This is a genomic window from Paenibacillus protaetiae (assembly GCF_004135365.1).
Taxonomy (GTDB): domain Bacteria; phylum Bacillota; class Bacilli; order Paenibacillales; family Paenibacillaceae; genus Paenibacillus_AP; species Paenibacillus_AP protaetiae.
Genome location: NZ_CP035492.1, coordinates 3874783 through 3897500, shown reverse-complemented (window position 1 = coordinate 3897500; position 22718 = coordinate 3874783). Strand labels below are relative to the sequence as shown.

The 22718-nt window shown below is 51.7% G+C and carries 20 protein-coding genes, 1 rRNA gene, 1 pseudogene and 1 other annotated feature (1 of these 23 running past the window's edge); of the genes and pseudogenes, 8 read left to right on the top strand and 14 right to left on the bottom strand.

Annotation, left to right across the window (positions count from 1 at the left end; all coding sequences use genetic code 11):
- The 9 genes and pseudogenes from ET464_RS18030 to ET464_RS17990 all read right to left on the bottom strand — a co-directional run.
- Positions 1 to 234: ribosomal RNA gene (locus ET464_RS18030) — 16S ribosomal RNA — on the bottom strand (it extends 1319 nt beyond the left edge of the window).
- Positions 235 to 825: 591 nt separating this feature from the next.
- Positions 826 to 3371, bottom strand: a pseudogene (locus ET464_RS18025) (beta-mannosidase).
- Between the two features lie 253 nt (positions 3372 to 3624).
- Entirely contained in the window at positions 3625 to 4959 is a 1335-nt protein-coding gene (locus ET464_RS18020; RefSeq protein ID WP_129443347.1) for an ABC transporter substrate-binding protein, read from the bottom strand.
- 145 nt (positions 4960 to 5104) lie between these two features.
- Positions 5105 to 5935 (bottom strand): carbohydrate ABC transporter permease, encoded by an 831-nt coding sequence (locus ET464_RS18015; RefSeq protein ID WP_129443345.1) that lies wholly within the window; start codon positions 5933 to 5935, stop codon positions 5105 to 5107.
- Positions 5936 to 5937: 2 nt separating this feature from the next.
- Positions 5938 to 6816, bottom strand: a complete 879-nt coding sequence (locus ET464_RS18010; protein ID WP_129443343.1) for a carbohydrate ABC transporter permease — start codon at positions 6814 to 6816, stop codon at positions 5938 to 5940.
- Positions 6817 to 6940: 124 nt separating this feature from the next.
- On the bottom strand, positions 6941 to 8443 hold the full coding sequence (locus ET464_RS18005) for a response regulator (RefSeq protein ID WP_129443341.1): 1503 nt from the start codon (positions 8441 to 8443) through the stop codon (positions 6941 to 6943).
- Positions 8444 to 8453: 10 nt separating this feature from the next.
- Positions 8454 to 10346, bottom strand: coding sequence for a cache domain-containing sensor histidine kinase (locus ET464_RS18000; RefSeq protein WP_129443339.1), 1893 nt, complete (start codon positions 10344 to 10346; stop codon positions 8454 to 8456).
- The gene (locus ET464_RS17995; protein WP_129443337.1) at positions 10343 to 11431 is read right to left on the bottom strand and encodes a LacI family DNA-binding transcriptional regulator; all 1089 of its coding nucleotides are present in this window, start codon (positions 11429 to 11431) and stop codon (positions 10343 to 10345) included. Before ET464_RS17995 ends, ET464_RS18000 begins: the two co-directional genes overlap by 4 nt.
- A 174-nt stretch (positions 11432 to 11605) precedes the next feature.
- Positions 11606 to 11812 (bottom strand): hypothetical protein, encoded by a 207-nt coding sequence (locus ET464_RS17990; RefSeq protein WP_129443334.1) that lies wholly within the window; start codon positions 11810 to 11812, stop codon positions 11606 to 11608.
- 181 nt (positions 11813 to 11993) lie between these two features.
- Here ET464_RS17990 and ET464_RS17985 point away from each other — a divergent pair, with 181 nt between their 5' ends.
- Entirely contained in the window at positions 11994 to 12392 is a 399-nt protein-coding gene (locus ET464_RS17985; RefSeq protein WP_129443332.1) for a secondary thiamine-phosphate synthase enzyme YjbQ, read from the top strand.
- 90 nt (positions 12393 to 12482) lie between these two features.
- On the opposite strand, the gene speD is transcribed toward ET464_RS17985, so the two are convergent.
- Positions 12483 to 13304: an adenosylmethionine decarboxylase gene (speD, locus tag ET464_RS17980; protein WP_129444565.1), complete on the bottom strand. Its 822-nt coding sequence runs from the start codon at positions 13302 to 13304 to the stop codon at positions 12483 to 12485.
- A gap of 184 nt (positions 13305 to 13488) precedes the next feature.
- Between speD and ET464_RS17975 the strand changes: the two genes are divergently transcribed.
- From ET464_RS17975 to argS, 4 genes are all read left to right on the top strand, one after another.
- Positions 13489 to 14127, top strand: coding sequence for a metal-dependent hydrolase (locus ET464_RS17975; protein ID WP_129443330.1), 639 nt, complete (start codon positions 13489 to 13491; stop codon positions 14125 to 14127).
- A gap of 18 nt (positions 14128 to 14145) precedes the next feature.
- Positions 14146 to 14448, top strand: a complete 303-nt coding sequence (locus tag ET464_RS17970) for a protein YxiS (RefSeq protein ID WP_129443328.1) — start codon at positions 14146 to 14148, stop codon at positions 14446 to 14448.
- A gap of 177 nt (positions 14449 to 14625) precedes the next feature.
- A complete protein-coding gene (locus ET464_RS17965) occupies positions 14626 to 15585 on the top strand; it encodes an L-lactate dehydrogenase (protein WP_129443326.1) in 960 nt (319 codons plus the stop codon).
- Between the two features lie 51 nt (positions 15586 to 15636).
- Positions 15637 to 15876 (top strand) — a binding site (T-box leader).
- A gap of 83 nt (positions 15877 to 15959) precedes the next feature.
- Positions 15960 to 17744 carry an arginine--tRNA ligase gene (gene argS, locus ET464_RS17960; RefSeq protein ID WP_244226585.1) on the top strand — a complete coding sequence of 595 codons (1785 nt, stop codon included), beginning with the start codon at positions 15960 to 15962 and terminating at the stop codon, positions 17742 to 17744.
- Between the two features lie 66 nt (positions 17745 to 17810).
- Here argS and ET464_RS17955 read toward each other — a convergent pair whose 3' ends face one another.
- Positions 17811 to 18086 (bottom strand): hypothetical protein, encoded by a 276-nt coding sequence (locus ET464_RS17955; RefSeq protein WP_129443324.1) that lies wholly within the window; start codon positions 18084 to 18086, stop codon positions 17811 to 17813.
- Positions 18087 to 18311: 225 nt separating this feature from the next.
- On the opposite strand from ET464_RS17955, the gene ET464_RS17950 reads away from it, so the two are divergent.
- Positions 18312 to 18992: a class I SAM-dependent methyltransferase gene (locus ET464_RS17950; RefSeq protein ID WP_129443322.1), complete on the top strand. Its 681-nt coding sequence runs from the start codon at positions 18312 to 18314 to the stop codon at positions 18990 to 18992.
- A 57-nt stretch (positions 18993 to 19049) separates the two neighbouring features.
- Here ET464_RS17950 and ET464_RS17945 read toward each other — a convergent pair whose 3' ends face one another.
- Positions 19050 to 19793, bottom strand: coding sequence for an SDR family NAD(P)-dependent oxidoreductase (locus ET464_RS17945; protein ID WP_129443320.1), 744 nt, complete (start codon positions 19791 to 19793; stop codon positions 19050 to 19052).
- 145 nt (positions 19794 to 19938) lie between these two features.
- Here ET464_RS17945 and ET464_RS17940 point away from each other — a divergent pair, with 145 nt between their 5' ends.
- The gene (locus ET464_RS17940; protein ID WP_129443318.1) at positions 19939 to 20859 is read left to right on the top strand and encodes a LysR family transcriptional regulator; all 921 of its coding nucleotides are present in this window, start codon (positions 19939 to 19941) and stop codon (positions 20857 to 20859) included.
- Entirely contained in the window at positions 20856 to 21248 is a 393-nt protein-coding gene (locus tag ET464_RS17935) for an acyl-CoA thioesterase (protein WP_129443316.1), read from the top strand. Before ET464_RS17940 ends, ET464_RS17935 begins: the two co-directional genes overlap by 4 nt.
- Positions 21249 to 21324: 76 nt before the next feature.
- Here ET464_RS17935 and ET464_RS17930 read toward each other — a convergent pair whose 3' ends face one another.
- Both ET464_RS17930 and ET464_RS17925 read right to left on the bottom strand, forming a co-directional pair.
- Positions 21325 to 21879 (bottom strand): NADPH-dependent FMN reductase, encoded by a 555-nt coding sequence (locus tag ET464_RS17930; RefSeq protein ID WP_129443314.1) that lies wholly within the window; start codon positions 21877 to 21879, stop codon positions 21325 to 21327.
- 151 nt (positions 21880 to 22030) lie between these two features.
- Positions 22031 to 22699, bottom strand: coding sequence for a response regulator (locus ET464_RS17925; RefSeq protein ID WP_129443312.1), 669 nt, complete (start codon positions 22697 to 22699; stop codon positions 22031 to 22033).
- Between the last annotated feature and the right edge of the window lie 19 nt (positions 22700 to 22718).

Genomic DNA, 22718 nt, shown 5'->3' with positions numbered 1-22718 from the left:
TAAGTGACAGATTGCTCCGTCTTTCCCGATTCCCTCATGCGAAGAAATCGCTTATCCGGTATTAGCATCCGTTTCCGAATGTTATCCCGGTCTTACAGGCAGGTTACCTACGTGTTACTCACCCGTCCGCCGCTAAGCTTCAGAGGTGCAAGCACCTCTTCCGCTCCGCTCGACTTGCATGTATTAGGCACGCCGCCAGCGTTCGTCCTGAGCCAGGATCAAACTCTCCATAAAAGTTTGACTTGCTCATTTCTTACTTTATCGCTTGTCCATCAATCCGTTAGGATTAATGGGGCAGTTTCGCTCGTTGTTCAGTTTTCAAAGAACAATTTGTTTCGTTTGTTTTCGCTTGTTTTTCTCGCGACAACGAATGTTATCTTACCACATCCGTTTCGCTCGTGCAAGCTTTTTTTTAAATCTTTTTTTCGAACCGTTCAGCCGTTTACATCGTGGGCCGAGCGTTTCGAAAGCTTGTCCGCCGCGTTTGTTTCGCGACCGGAATTAGAATATACCACATCCTTTCGACATATTGCAACCCTTTTTTAAAAAAAGTTTAAAAGGACGAAAAAAGGAGATTAAATCTTGCGTTTGAATAGATCATTCCGCCGATGAAGCAGGATTCGATCTGTTATACAACCAAAGCAAGGCTGTGAAGCCTTGCTTTGGTTGTATAAGCTCTCCGCTTATATTACAGATGAAGATAACCGTGGACGATAGATGGTCGATCCGATAAGACCGATTGCTCAAACTCTCAGCATCAGAAAGCATTCTGTCATTTAACGAATTGCCCTCTGCCGGGCGGAGATCGTTTACCCGCTTTCTCTATTATTGTTCAATAAAATCAGCCATGGAACGAACTTCAAACGTATCTGCGGATATACGACCCGTTCCATCAGCAGGGCGGAATATGACTCGTTTCGTTTGTCCCGGAATCAAATCAAAAAAGTTGTCCGTAAACCTTCCCTCTTCCGCCGAGCTTATCCATACTTGTTTGGCCAAGCGGTCCGATTCAAGCGCCAAAACGGTCTCTCCATTCGCGTTGACGGATACGCCCGTTTGAATGCGGGCCTGCGGAAGCGCCATTGCTTTAAATGGAGCGAAATAATGCAATTCACGGTCCGACAGGCCGCCCGCTCCTTCAAGTTCTCCTTCCAGCACGACAGCTGAAGCCTCTCTGCCGGACAGCAGTTCCTCCTGCGGAAGGGACAATACCAGCTGTGATATATTAGGCTGCGCGTCAACTGCATAGACGCGCTCCTCGAGTAAGCTGCCGCTAAAGTCAAACAAACGAAGACGGAGCGAAGCTTGTACAGGCTGAAGCGAGTCATTCACAATATAGCAATCGAGATGGCTTCCCGTTCCATCAAAAGACAACATCACATCCCGGAAGCTTCGTTTGGCATAATACTGCAGCGCCTTCCATCTGCCGTAGTAATCCATTCCCGCCCATGAAGCGACCGGCCAGCAGTCATTCATTTGCCAATAAAGCGAACCCATACAATACGGCTTGTTGCGGCGGTGGGCTTCAATAGCCGTTTTCATGGCGTCGGCTTGCAGCACCTGGCTCATATAAAGGAAGGACGGGAAATCTTTTGGCTGCTTCATATAATTGTCCATATATTGTTTAATCAGGCGGTTGCCGGCGCCGTTCTTCTGGTGGGCCAGCATTACCTCCGACTCCAGCGCCATATCCGATTCCTCAGCGTACGTCCGGACTGACTTATATTCGGGGAACGACTGGAAGCCGTATTCACTCATAAAACGCCCTACATATTTATTGTAGTATTCAAAAGGCTCTACGTTATGCCATACGCCCCAGTAATGAATGTCGCCTTCCGTTGTTGCCGGATGGGCATGCTGTTTCTCGTCGGCGGACAAGCTGACAAGCGGGGAAGATGGCCAGTAGTCGATATCGGGCGCAAAAGCCCCCACCGCTTCAGGCAAAATGTGATGGAATACCGCCCGGTAATCCGCCCACAGCTTCTCGCGCTGCTCCGCTGTATACTGCTGCTTCCATCCCCAGCCCCCTCTTCTATATAATGAGACCATGCGGTGTCGATCTCGTTATTGCCGCACCAAAGCGCGATAGACGGATGATTGCGCAGCCGTTTGACATTCTCTTCCGCTTCCAGGCGGACGTTGTTTAGAAACGCGTCATCTCCCGGATACATGCTGCAGGCAAACATAAAATCCTGCCATACAAGCAAGCCGTACTGATCACACAGATCGTAAAACATTTGCTGCTCGTAAAAGCCGCCGCCCCAAACGCGCAGCATATTCATGTTGGATTCCACCGCTGTTTCTATTTCGTGCTTATAACGCTCGTACGTCACTTCCGTAATAAAGCTGTCGTTAGGAATATGGTTAGCGCCTTTTGCAAATACCGGCACGCCGTTCAGCTCGATATAAAAGGATGCGCCGCGCTCATCTTTTTTACGGATCAGCTTAACTTTACGGAGTCCGGTTACAGCGCTGCGTTCTGCGAGAAGCTTGTCGTCCTGCAGCACCTCCGCCTTAAAAGCATATAAATGCGCTTCGCCCAGCCCTCTGCACCACCATAACTTCGGCTGTTCGATATGCGCCTCAATTTCAACAGTCTGGATGCCCGGCAATACATGAACCGGCTGCTCCCACGCCAAACCTGCCGCAGATAAGCGGACCGTGACGTCCATCTCCCGCTCCGATTCAAGCTCTATGCAGGCAGTCAATTGAGCGGCTTCGGACGAAATCTCGTCCTGGCGGATATAAATATCCGTCACACGCAAATCGGACCAGCCAACGAGTTTGGCTTCGCGCCAAATGCCGCTTGTCACGAAACGGGGGCCCCAGTCCCAGCCGTAATGATACGGCGCCTTGCGTGCAAACACGCTAATTTTATGATCGCCGAGGCCGCCGACATCCGACTGGTCGTTCGTGGCCGGCAGAGCATAGCCGAGCTGCTCCAGCTTCGGCAAATCTTCTTTGACCGGGGAACGGAAACGGACCCGGAGCCGATTGCCCGTTGGCTGAAGCCATCCTGCCGCGTCCGCCCGCCATGTGCGGAACATATTATCCGCCTCGATGACAAGCCTGCCGTTCAAGTAAACCTCGGCATACGTATCCAAACCTTCAAAGATGAGTTCTTGTCTGGAATGTCCCAGGAGCTGCTCATCTGCATCAAACACGGTTTCATATTCCCAGTCTACTTTATCAATCCATTGTACTTTGCTTTCATTCGTCCCATAAAAAGGGTTCGGGATTTTGCCGTTCCGCAGCAAATCAGTGTGCACGCATCCCGGCACCTGTGCCGGCAGCCACTCCGTATCTTGCTCCGACTTGAATGTCCACTCCGTAAATGCAAACGTATAAGTCATCTTCATCCTCCCCATCATCCTGGCAGCGTTGTACCGTATAAAAGGTTTGAAACAATGAAAACATTTCTTGTTCCAAGCTCGGCAGCCTGGAACAAGAAATGCGGGTATGCCTGCCGCGGACAGACGGCGTTCTTATAGAGCTTTCAGCCAGGCGGCACTGCCGGTTTGCAGCTTCAGGCTTCAGAGCTATGCTGCCCGTAAGGCTGCTCATGTGCGGTGCCAAGGCTGTTCTGCTCTTAGAACTGTCCTCCCCGCAAACAAGGCTGTTGTTTTAATACCCTAATGCGGTTTTAGCCTCTTTCCATTTGGCATTCAGTTTGTCAAATGCGGCTTTCAAATCATCGGCCACGATATACTCTTGAACATAATCGCCTACACCGATTCCGATTTGTGCTTTATTGGCGATCTCGTTGAATTTAGGATCCGTAGCTTCGCTTTCGATAAGCGTCGGATTAAACGATTGGAATTGTGCGAGCTGCGGATTGGCAGCTTGTTTGGTTTTATCAATAGGCATAAAGCCGGATTCCTCTACATAACCGGATTCCTTCACAAAGAAATCAACCCAGGCGGTTGCCAGCTCCTTGTTTTTGCTGTCCTTGCTGACCGCGACAAAATAGTCAGAGCCGAGCGGCGCATTATATTTGCCGCTGTTGTCGTACGGAAACGGGAAGAAGCCGATATCGTCGGACGAAGCGCCTGCGCCGATAACTTGCGGAATAACCCAGTTGCCAAGGAAGTACATAGCCGCTTTGCCGCTGGCTACTTCGCCTTTGGACATCTCCCAGTTATTCGTATACAGATCTTTCTCTACCCAGCCTTTTTGTACAAAAGTGCGGCCGATATTGGCGATTTCCCCCCACGGGCTGTCAACCTGGAAAGGCGCATCCAACGCAACCTGTTTGGAGGCGAACTGCGGGTCGCCGGAAATATACCACGCCGTGCCGTCCCCCCAGTTGCCCATCGGCCACTGCGCGCCAAAGTTCATGTACAGCGGAATGATGTTGGCGGCTTTCAGTTTATCCGCATCGGCATAAAGCTCATCAAGCGTCGCCGGCACTTTGTCGATGCCTGCTGCGGCAAACGCTTTTTTGTTATATACGATCCCCTGCGTATTGACGCCGGTGGAAATGCCGTACCGCTTGCCGTCATACAGCGTGTTATCGGCGAAATAAACATTATCGAACATGGAATCCGGGAGCGGTTCAAAATATTTGCTGAACTCGCTTGTTGCGAGGCCAGCCGGAATCATCAGCACGTCTCCCGCTTCGCCGGTCGTCAAACGGACCTGTATGTCCGTTGCGTAATTCGTTAAGCCCTCAAACTCAATTTCGGCTTTCGGGTACTTTTCTTTAAACTTTTTGGCGTAACGGTCCATCGTACCGTCGTTTACGAGATCCGTCCGCTGCGTCAGCACCTTCAGCTTGCCGCCCAGCTCGGCAGGCGCGGCAGAAGCATCCCCGCTAGGCGCCTGGCTGGCATCGGCGGTTGGAGCTGTGCTCGGCGAAGGGCTGTTCGTGCTGTTGGAGCTGCTGTTATTGCCGCTGCATGCGGCCAAAATCGCTACGGTCATTGCAAGAAGCGTTGCTGCTGCCCATCCTTTTTTCATAACCGGTTACCCCCTGTGAAAAAATGATATCGCTTTCATCACCTATATTAAACAGATTGGCTTTAAAAACAAATGCAGCTTTTTGGTTTTTATTGTCATGAATTATGCTAACAATCTATTATTTTGTTAGGTGCATGCCGCGGCATTACTTAACCGATCCATTGGTAACGCCGGCAAAGATATAGCGCTGCATAAACAGGAACAATACCACCGTCGGAATAAAAATGAGGAGAATACCGGCAGATATCACATTCAGCTGAGCCGCATTCGGGCCAATAAACGAGTAGATCGCCGTGGACACCACTTTAAGCTTCTGGCTCGGCATATACAAATAGGGGGTATAAAAATCGTTATAAATCGAAATGGATTTCAAAATAATTAATGTCGCCGTAGCCGGGCCGAGCAGCGGGAAAATAATCGAGCGGTAAATCCGGAACAGGGACGCTCCTTCGATCATCGCGCTTTCGTCCAGATCACGCGGAATGCTGCCGACGAATTGCAAATAGATGACGATCTGCAGCACATCGGCCCCAAGATAAAGCAGGATCGGCGCGCCCATCGTGTTGTACAAGTGGAGATGCTGGATAATCGTAAACGTTGCGACCTGCGTTGTGACCATCGGAATGACTTGGGCAACCAGGTACATGCCCATAATCGTTTTCCGCAGCTTAAACTCAAACCGGCCAAGCGCATAAGCCACCATCGTGCCAAAGACGACATTGCCCGCTACGGCAATAAAGAGAATAACAAGTATATTACGGAAGCCTAGCATCAAGCCGCCTACGTCGATCACTTTGGAAAAGTTATCCAAATAAAAGAAATCTTTCGGCAGGCTCAGCCCTGACTGATAATATTCGACCTGTGTTTTGAACGCTCCGATCACAACCGAATAGATTGGAAAAAAGACAACAAAAAGGGCAACCGCAATCGTAACGTATTTAAATACGGCAAATCCGACCGAACCTTCCCGCTCCATCCTCATTTCTCCCCTCTAAACAGCAGCTTTCTCTGAATAACAATAAACAGCAGCACCATAAGCAGCAGCACGACTGCCATCGCAGACGCAAGGCCAAAGTTCTGGTACTTAAATGCCGTATTGACGGTCTGAATGACAAAGGTAGAGGTTCCATTGGCGCCAAGCAGCATCACATACGGAATATCAAAAGCTTCCAATGCGCCGGTCAGCGTCAAAATAAGCATCAGTTCCATTACGCTGCGAATGCTCGGTAAAGTAATGTAGCGAAACTTCTGCCAGCCCGACGCGCCGTCGATCGAAGCCGCTTCGTACAGATCGCTTGGAATGGATTGCAGCGCCCCGATAAAAACGACCATATTAAGCCCCATAAACTTCCACATGGATATAAAAGCCAGCGAAATATTAACCAGATGCTTATTGCCAAGCCAGCTTTGCTGCCAAGATTCCAGTCCGATTGCGCCAAGCAGCATATTCAGCGACCCATATTCTCCGTGGTAAACGTTTTTGAACATAATGACCGTTGCGACGCTGTGCAGCACATACGGCAAAAACAATGCCGCGCGAAAACCGTTTTTGCCGCGCAGCCTCCCATTCAAAATAACGGCGAAATATAGCGCCAGCGCGACCTGGACAAGCCCGCCGATAAAATAATAAGCGTTGTTCTTGAGCACTCCGAATACTTCCGGCTTCGTAAAAATTTCCTTGTAGTTATCCAAGCCGATAAAATGCATATCCCAGCCCAGCCCTGTCCAGTCGGTCAAGCTGTAATAAAACAACGAAACAGCCGGATAATACGAGAAGGTCAGCGATAAAAGCACCGGGATCGTCAAAAAACCAAATAAAATCAGGTATCGCTGGGTTTTGTAACTGAAATTGAACAAAGTCCTCCCCCGCTTTCTTGGCAACAAATGATACCGCTTACATCAGTATAAAAGATTGCCGCCTGCATTTTAATGGTTTTTGTTTCGTTTTCTTGTCTTGAATTTGGATAACAAAAGCCTAACTTCACCTAACAAGATCACGGTATTCCTTCGGCGTTTTTCCGGTTGTTTTCTTAAACACCTTTGTAAAATAAGCTGGATCGGCATATCCGACCCGCTCCCCGATCTCATAAGTTTTTAAATTGTGATCGCGGCGGAGCAGCAGCTTAGCCTGCTGAATACGGACAGAAATTATATAATCGGTAATCGTTTCTCCCGTTTCCGTCTTAAACAGCTTGCTTAAATAACTTGGCGTCAAAAAAACAAACTCCGCCAGCCGCTGCAGCTCCAGCTCCTCGGTATAATGCTCAAGGATATACTGCTTGATTTTCTCCACGGCCCGGTTCTCGTGGGATGAAGCTTCAAACGCAGCCGCTTTACCGGCTACATTGCGGCGAAGCGCTTCAGCGAACGCTTCCCAGTTCTCATACGCTTCAGGAAAAACAGCGTCTTCTTCCGCAATGTGCAGCGAACGCTGCTTTAATGCCTCCGCAATAAGCGCCTCCAGGTCAGAGCAGCCTTCACGCAGCTCTTCCCAGCTGAGCCGGAGCCTCTCACTATCGTCAAGCCACCGGTTCACAATCGCAATAGCCGGCCCGGACTCGCCAAGCTGCAGAGCGGGAATAAGCTCCTGATCCACCATGCGAAGCAGGCGCAGCCGCTCTTCCTTGGCTGTCTTGCATCTTTTCCCGTCCGAGCAGCTGCGCATCTCCCGGCTGTACCAGGCATGCTCAAACGACTGCTCCGCCTCCAGCATCGCCTGCGGAAGCCAGCGGCTGCCGCAATAAACATCGCTGATTCCGATCTTGGCGCGTGTCCCGGCCGGAAGGCACTGCATCAGCATAACCGCCTTTTCCCGGACCGACTGCGGATGGTCAAGCTGGCCGATCGGAAGCAGAACCGCCAGCCTGCCGGCATCGTAAGGAATTATCCGGCGCTCTCCCCACCGTTCATCCATCAGCTGCTGGAGCTTCCCGTCCGGCAGCATCGGCATGTTCCGCATGAGAAGGACAGCATAATGCTGCCGGAGCAGCGGCATCCGGTCCAATCTTGCGCACACTTCTTCAAACAGCTGCCTGGTCATCCGCTTCTCGTCCGAGCAAAGAAGAAAACTGAGAAGCTTTTCCGCTTCAAGGGGGTCCTCTCCGCGCTCGAGCTCCGTTTGTTCATGGACATGTTCCAGCAGCCGCTGCAGTTCCTTCAAGTCTACCGGCTTCAATAAATATTCGACAGCGCCTTGGCGGAGCGCCTCACGAACGAAATGAAAATCGTCGTAGCCGCTTAATACGGCCACTTTAGCCGGCCATCCGCCTTCCTTTACTTTCTCCATCAGCTGCAGGCCGTTCATACGGGGCATTTTCACATCCGTAATGATCAAGTCCGGCTTTAAAGCTTCCATCTGTTCCAGCAGATCGCTGCCGGAAGCAAACTGCCCGACAACCCGGTAATGCTCCCCCGCCTGCCGGATCAGCTTGCCGAGGCCGAGCCGGATGCGCTCTTCGTCGTCAACCACTACAATATTTAACATGCAATCCCTCCTATACAGCTGTTGGCGGCGGCTCTTGAACGGGTATCCTGACCGCAACTTCGGTTCCTTCCCCCGGCTTGCTGTTCACCGTCAAACCATACATAGCTCCATACCGGAGCCGGAGACGTTCATGAATGTTGCGCAGGCCGATGCCATGGCCGTCCGAACGGGCTGGCTTCTCCAGCTCCAGAGAGCTGCGAAGCTGCATCAGCTCCCGCTCGCTCATGCCCGCACCATCATCCTTCACGGTAAAGCAATGATCCGTCCCTTCGCGCCGGTAGGACACGCGTATATGGAAACGGGCTTTGGCATCGGTATACCCGTGATTGACGCAGTTTTCTACAATCGGCTGAAACAGCAGCTTCATCACCCGTATGCCCGCCACAGCCGCCTCTTCCGGAAGCTCAAGCTGAAACATATCGCCATAGCGGTAATTGACCAGCTGCATATATGAGCGAAGATGCTCCCATTCCCGTTCCGCCGGTACGATTTCATGTCCGTTATGGATGCTGTACCGGAGCTGCTGGCCCAGCTGCTGAACCATATCGCCAATTTCGGCGTCATCATGAAGCACAGCTGTCATGCGGATTGTCTCCAGCGTATTGTAAATAAAATGCGGATTGATTTGATGCTGGAGGCTGTCCAGCTCCGTCTGCTTTTTTCGCTGTTCAATCGTATAAATATCTTCGATCAGCTGTTTGATGCGCGCCATCATCCGGTTAAAGGCAAGCCCGACCATACCGGCTTCGTCCCGCCGTTTCAGCGGGAATGTCACGTCCAAATTGCCCGACTGCACGTTCTTCATCAGCTTGACCATCGAGCGCAGCGGCCGGGTCAGCGCAAAGATAAGGACAAGCGATATAAACAAGGCAAACGCCATGACCGCCGCTGCAGCAGCAAACGTATAGTTCCGGGTTTGCACCGCCTGCTCCATCAGCCGGTTTTCCGGCACGGTAATGAGCATCAGCCAGCCGGTTTCCTCCGAACGCTTATATACCACAAGCTGAGGTTCGCCGTTAACGTTCAGGTGAAAGCTTCCGCTTGAGCCAACTGCCAGCCGCGCCACCTCGTTTTGGGACAAATTCTGGGCCAAATATTTTTTCTCGCTGTCGTAAATGACGTAACCCTTCTGATCCAAAATCATAGTCAGCCCATGTGTGGTTTGGTCCAGATCGTTAACGATTCCTTCGATGACGTTAATATTCGCATCTACTGCAATCATACCGATTGAACGGTAGGACTTATCAATAATGTCGCGGACAACGGTAAACATATACTGCTGCTTGCTGCCGGGCTGACCGGCAATTTCCTGAGTGCTGACCAGCACAGGTTTTCCGGCTGCCTCGTAAGCGCTTTCCTTCCAGCTGTCATAAAACTGCTGCAAGTTGCTTCGCTTGCCTCCGCTTTTAATGACATAATACGGATTGCCGTACAAATCAAATAAATAAACGTTGCTTGTGCCTTCCTTGATGTTATTCATAAAAGCGATGCTGCTTTCCACTTTACGCGTAATTTGCAGCTTCATCTGGCTTTCGCCCGCGCTTGGAGACTGGAATGATTCCTTGTCCTTTCCTTTGTAATACTCATTGGACCATTGCAGGCCGGTCTGGATTTCATTTAAATAGGAGGGAATAATCGATATCTTTTTCATATCGGTGGTATAGTCGTCAAGCTTGCTCATCATTTTGTCGGATATTTGGGAGACGTAAGCGACGGTATTGTTCTCAATCGTACCGGTATAACGCTCCGAAGCTATAAAAGTAATCAAACCGATAGGCAAAAGAACAAGGAACAAAAATACGATAAACAGCTTCCCCTCCATCCGGGTTGCCGGCACTTCCGTCCATCTTCGCAGCCTGTACGGCCATTTCCCCCAAGCGCTCCCCTTATGCCCGCCTCTCATGATAATGCAGTTTGAAGGAGCGGATATACCGTTGAATCACGCAAAATAAATTCGCCGCTCAACAATACTTTCTCTTGCGGCTCGCTTATATGGGCAACTCTCCGCAGCAGCATTTCCGTCGCCCGCCGGCCAAGCGCTTCTTTGTCGACATGGACAGTACTGAGCGCAGGCACCGCATGGGCCGCTTCCTCAATATTGTCAAAGCCGGTAACGGAGCATTGCTCGGGCACGGCTATGCCAAGCTGGCCCAGAATACCAATGACACGCATCGCGATCAGATCGTTGGCGCATACCATCGCGGTAGGAAGCGTATGCTGCTCCTTCATCCGGCCGAGCGCCCCCTCCAGCTCATCCGGCAGCATTTCGGCACGCCCTTCTCCTGTAAGGCCCAGCAAGCTCCGGTCCTGCTCCTGCTCCAGCCCGTGTTCCTCCAGCATGGAACGGAAACCGGACCAGCGGTCGGCAAAGCTGCGGGCATAACGGATATTGCCTACGAACTGCAGCTTGCGATGGCCGCACCCAATCAAATAATTGGTCACTCTTCTTACACATTCCATATTGTTCATAAACAATGTGTCCGAAGGAATTAACGGATCTTCATGGTCAACCAGTATGAAAGGAATACCCAAATTACGGATCTCCAGCAGCAGCTGGGAGGAAACGAATCCGACTCCAATAATGCCTTTGACACCGTTTGGATTGATCAGATTGGAGAAGCTGTCCCGAAACTGCTCCGTTACGAGCACCATGCCGACTTCCCGCTCCTGGAGCTCCGCTGCAATACCGTCAATGATCCGGCCCCAATAAGACGACTCGCGCGTCTGGTTCCTTACGTTGGGAACAAGCACAATTACCGTTTCCTTGCCGGAAGCAGGCAGGCCGCCGCTGACGGCTTCTTCTGATCGCTTGGAGGCGGAAGCCTTGATTTGCTTGTTCGCGAAATACCCCAGCTGAGTTGCAACCGATACGATCTTCTCGCGCGTTTCCGCACTTACGCCGGATTTCCCGGAAAGCGCTTTCGAAACTGCGAATTTGGATAACCCCAATTGATCTGCGATTTGCTGCATCGTTACCTTATTCGCCATGTTAACACCGCCTTACTACAGTAAATAGGATTTGTTATCATAATAACACCAAAATTAGGATAACCCTATTGTTTTTTTGCTTCAGCTGTTTCGCTCCATTCCAACAAAAAGCAGGGGCAGCCACCGCTTGCGCAATGTTTGCCCCTGCTTTTTGTTTTTGGCCATGCTGCCATTCTAGCGATCAATTAACTGATAAAATTCCCGGGCGGTTGCAAAAAGTTCCGAATCCTCGTAAAAAACTGCAGTTACAAGCAGCGTATCCGCAATATGTTTAATCAGTTCGTACCCTTCCGCTTCCCGGTCGTCTGCCACTAAACGAATCGCTTCGTCTAGGCTGTTGCTTAATGTTTGGATGAAAGCTTTATCAGGTATAGCAGCCACTAGCCAGGTCCTCCGTCTTATTCAATTGTATCCATTTCGATCAACCCGTTATCTTTAATATTAAATCATTTATCCCTATAAGTATAGTAGGATATTAACAGGTTTATTTCTTTTTGGAAAAAAGAATTGCGTTATAATGATTATATTCGTTTTTAACTCTAAAAGGGAGGCGGCAGCCAACATGCATACGTATGAAATATCGACCAGACAACGGGACCAAATGGTAGAAATTACACGCACCGTCCAGCAGGCGGTGCAGGAAAGCGGCGTTCAAGAAGGGATGTGCATCGTCTATTGCCCGCATACAACCGCCGGCATTGCCATTAACGAAAATGCCGACCCCGATGTCGTCCGCGACGTGCTGCGCCGGCTGGACGAACTGTATCCGTGGGAGCATCAGCTGGACCGGCATGCGGAAGGCAACACAGCCGCACATCTGAAAGCGATTCAGACCGGCACAAGCCAGACGGTGCTGATCGAACGCGGGCGCCTTCTGCTCGGCACATGGCAGGGCATTTATTTTTGCGAATATGACGGACCGCGCACCAGAACATTCCATATCAAAATTATTAGCGGCTAAAACACTAAATGCTAAAACGATAAAAATGAAACGCCCTTTCCTGTAACCGGCGGAGGGGGCGCTGCAAAACCGCTTGGTCCCGCTGCATGGCTAATGCACGCGGGACATATTTTGACCGTAAAAAATTTCGTCCATCTCCTCCTTCAACCTCGCGGTAATTGTATCCTGCTCTTCCGTGCTCAGCTTGTCTTTCTTGTAGCCAAACAAATAATTGTTCAGGTCAAACTGCTTCAGCTTGCATTTCGTATGAAAGATATGCTCCTGATAAACGTTAACGTCAATCATATCGTAAGCGCTGATTATATCGCCGGGAATATAGTTTTGAATCGATGTAATTTCATGATCAATAAACAGCTTGTTTCCGTTAATATCCCTCGTAAAGCCTCTCACCCGGTAGTCGATGGTCATAATGTCCGTGTCAAACGACCGGATCAAATAATGGAGCGCCTTCAGCGGCGATATTTCGCCGCAAGTCGAAACGTCGATGTCAGCCCGAAAGGTGCTGATCCCTTCGCTTGGATGGTATTCGGGATACGTATGAACCGTAATATGGCTTTTGTCGAGCTGCAAGACCACATTGTCCGGGAGCGGTCCCGGCGTTTCGTCGAAAGCTTCCTTCGGCACCTCCACCACCGGCCCTTCCGATACAAGCAGCGTTACGCTTGCCCCTTGCGGCACGTAGTCTTGCTTGGCCGTATTGAGCACATGCGCCCCGATCATCTCGGAAACCGTATTTAAAATGCCGGTCAGCCGCTCCGAATTATATTGCTCGTCGATATATTCGATATAAGCTTCGCGTTCCTGTTTTGTTTTCGTATAGCAGATATCATACATATTAAAGCTGAGCGTTTTTGTTAAATTGTTAAATCCGTGCAGCGTAATATGGTTTTCGTCCGTACGGCCGCTATTCATCGTCAATTCTCATTCCCCCTGTTCCTTTACTACTTTGTCCCAATCCGAAGCCGCTGATTCCATAAAAAAAGGAACGGTTTCCTGTACAGCGGGGCTGCACGCATGTATAATAACAAAGCAAACATATGTTTGCTTACTGCTTAACGGATTAGATGCCCCCGGGGCAATTCAGTCAGGAGGGGCCATGAAAGGAACAACACATTTGGCCATTGGTGCTGCGATCGGTGTATTTGCAGCCGCCTATTACCCGTTTACGCCCAAAAATGCCGCCTTGTACATTACCGTGGCTTCATTCTCGGCGCTCAGCGCCGATTTGGACGGCCCCAGCATGCTCAGCAGCAAAATCGGCAAAGTATCCAAGGCGCTGCGGAGCCTTGTGCTCATCGCAGGGCTGCTGCTCAGCGCCGGAGCGGCTGCCGCCTATTTGGCGCAGCGCACCTTCTCGCCCGCCTTTACTGCGGCTGCCGCCGTTGTACTGCTGCTTGGCTTTATTACAAAAGAAGGGTTTATCCGCAATATGCTGGTCAGCTTGATTGGCGCAGGGCTTGCTTATGCCGGCTGGTCCATACAGGCAAGATGGATGATCGGGCTCGGCGTATTTGTCGCATGGGCGCCATGGCTCAAACACCGCGGCTTAACGCATACGGTATGGGCTGTCGCCGGATGGGGCTGGATTGGCATGCAGCTGGAGCAGGAGCTTGGGCTGGATGGAATCGCCAATGCGGCCATCGCTGGATATGCCTCGCATTTGCTGGCCGATACGCTGACGGCAAACGGTGTAAAATGGCTGTATCCGTTGTATAAAAAAGCGATCAAAATTTAATAGAGGTGAATGCAGTTTATGAGCAGCAACCTGGAGCAGCAAATAATCGAAAGCTACAAACGGGATGAACAGATGATGGTGTTAGTATTCGCGCAGTGGTGCGTCAACAACGGGCTGGACCCCGTTCAGCTCTATGCCCGCGCTTATCCGAACCAGGCTGCGAACGAGGCGCTGCAGCAGGCGATCGCCTTGACGGTTCCGAAAGAAGAGGCCGGGGACATTCCGGATGATACGGTGCTGGGCGTGCTATCGCTGTATAACAATGTGGATCTCGCTTTCGTCGTCACCGAGGAAATCGGTAACAGAGGCAAACAGAAATAACCTGGTTTACACAGCTGGCCCAATAAGCAGCAAGGCCGTTCCGTTATGATGCGGGACGGCCTTGCTGCATTTTCGCTCCTCGGGTGCCATGCCCTTCGTGCCTTTCAAGTCATACATCCGGCATCTTCCGCCATATAGTAGCAATAACTTGCACAGAAGACAGAAAGGATGAGGCGGATGGGAAGCCAAGCGCGAAAAGTCGCGATTATCGGCGTTGGTTATGTCGGCTCAAGCTGCGCCTACTCCTTGATCAACCAGTCCATATGCGATGAAATTATGCTCGTTGACCGCAAGCCCGACCGCGCCTACGCCCAGGCGCTTGATTTATCGCATTGCATGGATTTTGTCCATTCGCGGACCAAAGTTTACAAGGGCACTTACGAGCAATGCGCCGACATGGATATCATCATCTTATGTGCAGGGGCTTATCCGCCAAACGGCGGCACAAGGCTGGAGCTCCTGAATACAGTCATGGACATTCATGAACCGATGATCAAGACGATTATGGCAAGCGGTTTTCAAGGCATATTTCTCGCAGCGTCCAATCCTGTCGATATTGTCACCTATGCCGTCTGGCGGCTGTCCGGGCTGCCTCGCAGCCACGTGCTCGGCACGGGAACGTCCATCGACTCCTCCCGGCTCAAAACGCTGCTGTCCGAGCATCTGCTCGTCGATCCGCGCAGCGTGCACGGCTATGTGCTTGGCGAGCACGGCGAATCGCAATTCCCCGCCTGGTCGCATGTGACGGTCGGCGGCAAGCCGCTGCTTGATATACTGCGCCAGCATCCGCAGCGGTTTGGCCATGTCAGCCTGGAGGATATATCGCTCCATACCAAAAACGTAGGCTGGGAAATTTACAGCCTGAAAGGCTCTACCCATTATGGCGTCGCCAATGCGCTTGCGTTTATTGTCCGTTCCATATTCAACGACGACCACCGGATCATTGCCGTCTCTACCATCTTGGACGGCGAATATGGCTGCCGCGGCATCAGTGCCGGCGTGCCGGCCATCATTACCCGAGGGGGCGTAAAGGAAGTGGTCGAGCTGAATTTAACGCCAAAGGAAAAAGAGCAAATGCGCCAATCGTGCGCGATTATTAAATCTGCGATTGATACGCTGCCGTTTGATCCGGCGTAGCCAAACGAATTTTACGCTTGATTTTTCAGAATAGTTCGATTAATATAACGTGTAATATTGACGAACGGGAAAGTAGCCAAATGGGAATTGGCAGCGAGCCGGGTTGGTAGAAGCCGGCAAGGAACATTTGGGGAAGAGGGCCCGGGAGATGGCGATTCGATGCCGCTGCAGGTTATAAGCGTGAGGTAGAGTCGTCCGGTTCGGAACCGTTACAACGGCAAAGATATCATCTCCGCATTATCCGGCGATGATAACAAGAGTGGCACCGCGGGCTTATTCCCCGTCTCTTACGAGACGGGGGTTTTTGGTTTGAAATCAGAATCGCCCGGCCGGGCTGCCGAAGATTGCCGCAACATACAAAGGGGGTTATTCCAATGATGCTGAATCTGAAACATGCCGCCGCTTCTCATTTGGCCGCTTTATTGCCGGATCCGTTCGGCGACGCAGACCGCCTGCCGGCGATGCTGGAGTATCCGGCCGAACGCGGCCGGGGAGATGTCGCTTTTCCATGCTTTGCGCTGGCAAAAGCAATGCAGCAAAGCCCTGCCGTTATCGCCCGGCAGCTCGCTGAGCAATTAAATGCCCGGACAGCACACTTTACCGCGCATGCTGACGGCCCTTACGTCAACTTTGCTTTTGACCGGGCGTACTTGGCGCCGTCTATTCTGCAAGCGGCAAGCGCTGAACAATTCGGCCAATCCAAGCAGCGCGAAGGCCGGCGGATCGTAATTGACCTTTCCTCGCCAAATATAGCGAAACCTTTTGGCATCGGCCATTTGCGTTCAACAATGATCGGCAATGCGGTTGCCAACCTGCTGGAGCAAACCGGCGCTGAAACGGTGCGCGTCAACCATATCGGCGACTGGGGCACGCAGTTCGGCAAAATGATTGCCGCTTATTTGCGGTGGGCCGACGAAAGCCGCATCGCCGAGCTTGGGCCTATTAAAGCGTATTTGGAGCTGTACGTTAAATTCCATGAGGAAGCGAAAGCGGCGCCCGCGCTGGAGGATGAGGCAAGAAGCTGGTTCCATAAGCTGGAAACCGGCGATGAACAGGCTTTGCCGCTATGGCGCAAGTTCGTGGACGAAAGCATGCAGGAATTCAACAAGCTGTACAGCCGGCTGGGCGTCCGGTTCGACCATGTGCTCGGGGAAAGTTTTTACAACGATAAAATGGATGACGTAACCCGCGAGCTGGAAGCCAAAGGACTGCTGGAGGAAAGCGACGGCGCGCTGGTTGTAAGGCTGGACGAATACGGGCTGCCGCCGTGCCTGATTGTCAAATCCGACGGCGCTTCGATTTATGCGACCCGCGATCTGGCTACCGCGCTGTACCGGCATAACGCCATGGGCGGCGATGAGCTGCTGTATGTGGTTGGCGGCGAGCAGGCGCTCCATTTTCGCCAGCTGTTTCTCGTCCTTGCGAAGCTTGGTTACGCTTGGGTAGAACAGTGCCGGCACATATCGTTTGGGCTGATGAAGATCGAAGGCCGCAAAATGTCCACCCGCAAAGGGAAGGTTGTGTTTCTGGAGGAGGTGCTGGATGAAGCCGTTCAGCATGCGCTGAGCAAAATCGAGCAAAAAAATCCGGATTTGCCGGATAAGGAACAGGTGGCCGAGGCCATTGGCGTCGGGGCTGTTATATTTGCCGATTTAAAAAATACTCGCCAGTTGGAAGTCAATTTCTCCTTGGAGGATATTGTCCAGTTCGACGGCGAAACCGGGCCGTACTTGCAGTATACGTATGCGCGCACAAGAAGCCTGCTTGCCAAAGCTCTTGCCGGCGAAAAAGCTGCACCGGCGGGCAGATCGGCGGGCGGCGCCGGCACGGATGGCGAGTCCGCCGATCCGGGCAGCACCGCTGCAGACGCCGCACCCGGCTACAGCTGCCTAAGCAGCGATACATCCTGGGAGCTGCTGACCGCGCTGCTCCGCTATCCGGAGGCCGTCAGCCTTGCCGCCGACAAAGCGGAGCCGTCCGTGCTCGCCAAATATTTGCTGGAGCTGGCCCGCTTGTTCAACCGGTTTTATACGCATGAACGGGTGCTCGCCGAACATGCGCCTGAACGTCTGGCCAAGCTGCGGCTGACAGAAGCGGCGGGCGATACGATCCGGAGAGGTCTTGCCATTCTGGGCATCGAAACGCCGGAGCAAATTTAAACGAAAAAAACCCGACTGCTTCCGCGGAACCGCGGGAAGCTTCGGGTTTTATACTTTGCGTGTTAACTAGTCGAGAACGCTGGAAATCAAATCGCCGTCAATAATTTGGCGTTCGATGTATTCGGCGTTTTTCTCCAGGCAGTTGCAGTAGTAATCTTTGTGGCAGATCGGGCACGGCACGTTAAGCAAACGAGTTACCGCCGTCATTTTCCACTCCGGCTTATTGGTGAAGAAAGCTCTTCCTTTTGCACCTTCGCCCAGTGTGATAATGAACTGATACAAGCCTGTTTTTAGGTTTTTGTCGGAAGCGGCAATGCCCCGAATTTGCAATTTAGAGTTCATCTTAATCACCTTATCTTTTATTAAAGTGCATTCGTAATAATACCGCTAAAGCCTCGTGAAGTCAAGTACAAGCCGCTTTTGCGGCACTGCTGCGCCTCTGCCGCTTTATAGGAATACACTATAAACTTCATTCCTTTTATATATTTCTTGTTTGCCGCCCGTTCTTTTACAATAAGAACAAATTTGATAATCGAAAAGCAATTCACGAAACAAGGAGGCGGCGCTATGAACCTGAATGTCAAAAGACAGTTTGATTCGGTCGCAAACAATTATGACCAGCAAAGAAGGCAGCTGATTCCCTGCTTTGATCAATTTTACGGTATGGCCTTATCGCTCCTGGAAACGAACAAACCTGCTCCGCGGATCCTGGATCTTGGCGCTGGCACAGGCCTGTTCTCCACGATGGTTATGCAGCAGTTTCCGAACGCCAGCCTCACCCTCGTCGATTTCAGCGACAAAATGCTGAATGAAGCAAAAAAACGGTTTGGCTCAAACAGCAATGTGTCTTACATTACAGGTGACTACACCTCCTACCCGTTTGATCAAACGTATGACTTCGTCGTCTCTTCCTTGTCCATTCATCATCTCCCGCATATGGGAAAAAGGCAGCTGTTCATTAACATCTACAATATGCTGGAGGATGGCGGCATCTTCGTCAACGCCGACCAGGTCAAAGGCGCAACAGATGTGACCGATGCCTATTACAACCGGCGCTGGTTAATGTCGATCCATGACAGCGGCCTTGCGCTGGATGCGATCAATGCCTCTATCGAGCGGCGCAAGGAAGATATTAACGCCCCGCTGGAGGATCAGCTGCGCTGGATGAGCCAGGCAGGCTTCGCGGATGTGGACTGCATGTTCAAGTATTTCGAATTTGCCGTGCTGTACGGCAAGAAAAAACAATAAACCGGCAAAAACCCCCGCGGCATATGCTGCGGGGGTTTTTCGCTGCGGAGCGTCCGGTTATTGCGCCGTATATCCGCCGTCTACCATAAGCGAAGAGCCGGTGATAAAGGATGCGTCGTCGCTGGCAAGGAAGAGGACCGCTTTCGCCACTTCCTCGGCTTGTCCGAGGCGGCCCATCGGATGCAGGCTGACCAAATGGTCAAAGAAAGCTTTATTACCGCCGGACAGCAGCGGCGTATCAATATAACCCGGGCAAACTGCATTGACGCGGATGCCGTGCTTGGCATAGTCGATGCCAACCGACTGCGTCAGCAGCTTCACTCCGCCTTTGGATGCCGCATATGCGGTTACCCCGCCTTTGCCGACATGGCTATGAATCGATCCGGTGTTGACGATCGCACCGCCTGTCCCCTGCTTCATCATTTGCTCAATGGCATATTTGTCGCACAAATAAACGCCGGTCAAGTTAATATCTATTGTGCGTTTCCAATCCTCAAAGCTTAAATCTTTTACAGGCGCATCTTTGGCAATGCCTGCGTTGGCGAACATAATGTCGAGTTTGCCGTAGCGGGCTACCGTCTGCTCCACCATCCGTTTAACGTCTTCTTCCTCCATCACATTGGCTTTCACAAAACAGGTATCGAAACCTTCCTGATTCAGCTCATCCGAGAAGGACTGGCCTTTATCTGAAAAATCCGCAATGGCGACTTTAGCGCCTTCCTGAGCGAACATTCTCGCGGTTGCAGCCCCGATGCCGCTTGCTCCGCCCGTTACAACCACTACTTTATCTGTAAACCTCATCGTTGTTTCCTCCTGTTCAGCATGACCAGAGTCGTCATCATTGTTTACCGCTTGAAACTATTGTATCACTGCGGTACATTAACAAATATTTCGTTTTTTCTAGGGTGCCTAAAGAAATGATTAATGAAGGAAGGCGGTCTGTCCTTTGCAAATCGAAAAACTTGCGTATGCCGTTGAAGTAGCCCGGAGCGGTTCAATTTCCAGCGCTGCGCGCAATTTGCATGTAACCCTGCCCGCGGTGAGCCAGTCGATCTCCAGCCTGGAATCCGAATTTAACCTACAGCTGTTCAAACGTTCCCGTACAGGAGCCGAACCTACGGCCGAAGGAAGACAGTTTCTAAAAAAGGCCGCAGAGCTGCTTGCGAAATACGAAGAACTGAAGCATACTGCGAGCGGGTTGTCCGGCGAGCTGAGCGGCGAGCTTCGTTTTGCAACCATCCCGGCCCATACGAGACTGGTCGTTGATCTGATCATGCAGTTCCGCGACGATTATCCGAATGTCATGCTGGATATGGAGGAGAAAGGCTCTCAGGAAATATTGGAGGATATCCGAAACAACAAACTGGATGCCGGCCTGATGGTATTGTCCAATGAGCTGCTCCATGATGATACGGCCGTCACCTTCGAGCCGCTTATGCAAATTAAAATGCTGGCGGCTGTCAGCCGCCGGTCGCCGCTCGCTTTCCTGAATCAAATCTCGCCGGAAGAACTGCTGAGCAGCCGGATCGTGTTGTACCGGGATGAATATGTGCTTTGGTATATTCAAAATCTGGAGTCGCTGTACGGCCAAAAAGCGGATATCGTATTTACGACCAATAATACGGAAGCAATCCGCAGCGCGGTAGAGCATTACTCAGCCGTTACGCTGGGACTCAGTTATTCCTTCTCGGAATTTATTGCAGGAGAAGGCTCCGTTACACTGCTGGACATTAATTTGCCTCATCCGGCCCCGGTTTATTTGGGATGGGCGCGGCCTGCAGGGAAAGCGGTATCTAAAGCGGCAGCAAGTTTTATTAACCGGCTGCAGTTTCAGCTGCAGCCGCTAGAGAGGAGATTCCATGAATGAAAACATCGCTCGAAATTGTAGTCCGTCCAACCGAAATTGATGTGAACGGCCATGTGAACAATGCCAAATATTTGGAATATCTCGAATGGGGACGCGAGGAGTGGTATGAAGCCGGAGAACTCCATTATGATGTGCTGAAGGCGCTTGGCGTGCAGACGGTAACCGTCAATATTAATATCAGCTACCGGAAAGAGATCCGGCAAGGCGAGAAGCTGACGATTACAACCGAACCCAAGTCAGCCGGCCGAAGCAGCTTTGTGCTGCTGCAGCGCGTATGGAACGGCCAAGGAGAGCTGTGCGCGGATGCCGAGGTAACAAGCGTAGCCATGGATGTGGAAACGCGAAAAAGCCGTCCGATGCCGGACGAGCTCCGCAAAATGTTTCCTTAAACAAGAACGGCGTGAACCACGCAGCCAAACCGGTCAAACGACAGCCGCCGCTCTCTCCAGCCCGGCAAACGATTCATCATCGCGCTTCCGCTTCTTCCTTATTGCGCATAAGCGCCTCTGCCAGCTGCAAAAAAGCTTCCAGGCTTTGTTCAGAACGCGGATCGAGCCGGGCAAGCGTCCCATTCTCGTATCCGGCCCGCTGTGCCCCGCCGATTGAAATCCACTCCGGGCTGTTAATGCCATGCAAATTGCGGACAACCGCCTGCAGCTGCTGCAGCGAGCTGACGCCAACCGCGCCCCCTGCGGAACTGGCAGACAATACCGCTTTTCCTTTAAAGTGATCTTTGCTTAAAAAATCAAGCGCATTTTTTAACACGCCGCTCATCGCCCCGTGATACTCCGGCGTTGCCAGCACGATGCCGTCCGCTTCCAGCATCAGCTTGCGAAGCTTAACTACGCCCGCGTGCCAGTCGGCGGATTCATCCGGCGAATAAAACGGAAGCGGCGATTCATACAAATCAAACAAAACCGCCTCAATCTGCCTGCGTTCCATCCGCTTCGCCAGCGCTTGCGCTAAACTTGTGCTCGTCGCTCCTTTCCGGTTGCTGCCTGCCACAATCACGATTTTCATCTCAATACCGCTCCTCCCAAAATGTAAGCTTCTCTTTATGCTTTCATTGTACAGAAGACTGGGGAGGCCATCGTCGGCAGAACGAATGAACTTGCAGCCTAAAAACACTCGGCCGGTCGGCCGAGTGTTTCTACAACTTTAGGATGAGATTTTATGATTGCCCAATGCCCCGCTTCACCGCGTAGATCGCAGCTTGCGTCCGGTCCGCCAAACCTAATTTGTCGAGCAGATGGCTGACGTGAGTTTTTACCGTCTTTTCCGTAATGACAAGCAATTCGCTTATTTCCTTATTGGATTTACCGGAAGCAATGAGCCGGAGCACATCCAGCTCCCTCCGGGTCAGCTGCTCCAGCAAGCCGTCCGCTGCATCGCCGCTTGCCTCCTCATGCCGCTTCTCGCTGCCGGACACATGACTGACAAGCAGTCCGGCCGCAGCGGGATGAAGCTCCACCTGCCCCCGATACACGCGGCGCACCGCTTCGATAAGCGCCTCCGGCTCGATATCCTTCAGCAAATATCCTTTTGCCCCAGCTTGAATGGCGGGCAGCACATGCGCCTGATCCGCGTAAGACGTCAATACAATAATTTTGGCCGGCGACCCCGCTTCGGCCAGCCTCGCCGTCGTTTCAATGCCGTCCAGCAGCGGCATATGCAAATCCATCAGTATCACATCCGGGTCTAGCTCCGCCGCCCGTTCCAACGCTTCCTGCCCGTTTACCGCTTCCCCGACGAGCACAATATCCGGCTGCGTAGCCAGAAACACCTGCAAGCCGCGGCGAACCATCGCATGGTCATCCGCAATAAGCAATTTAATTGGCATTCCTCTCCACCTTGCTTTC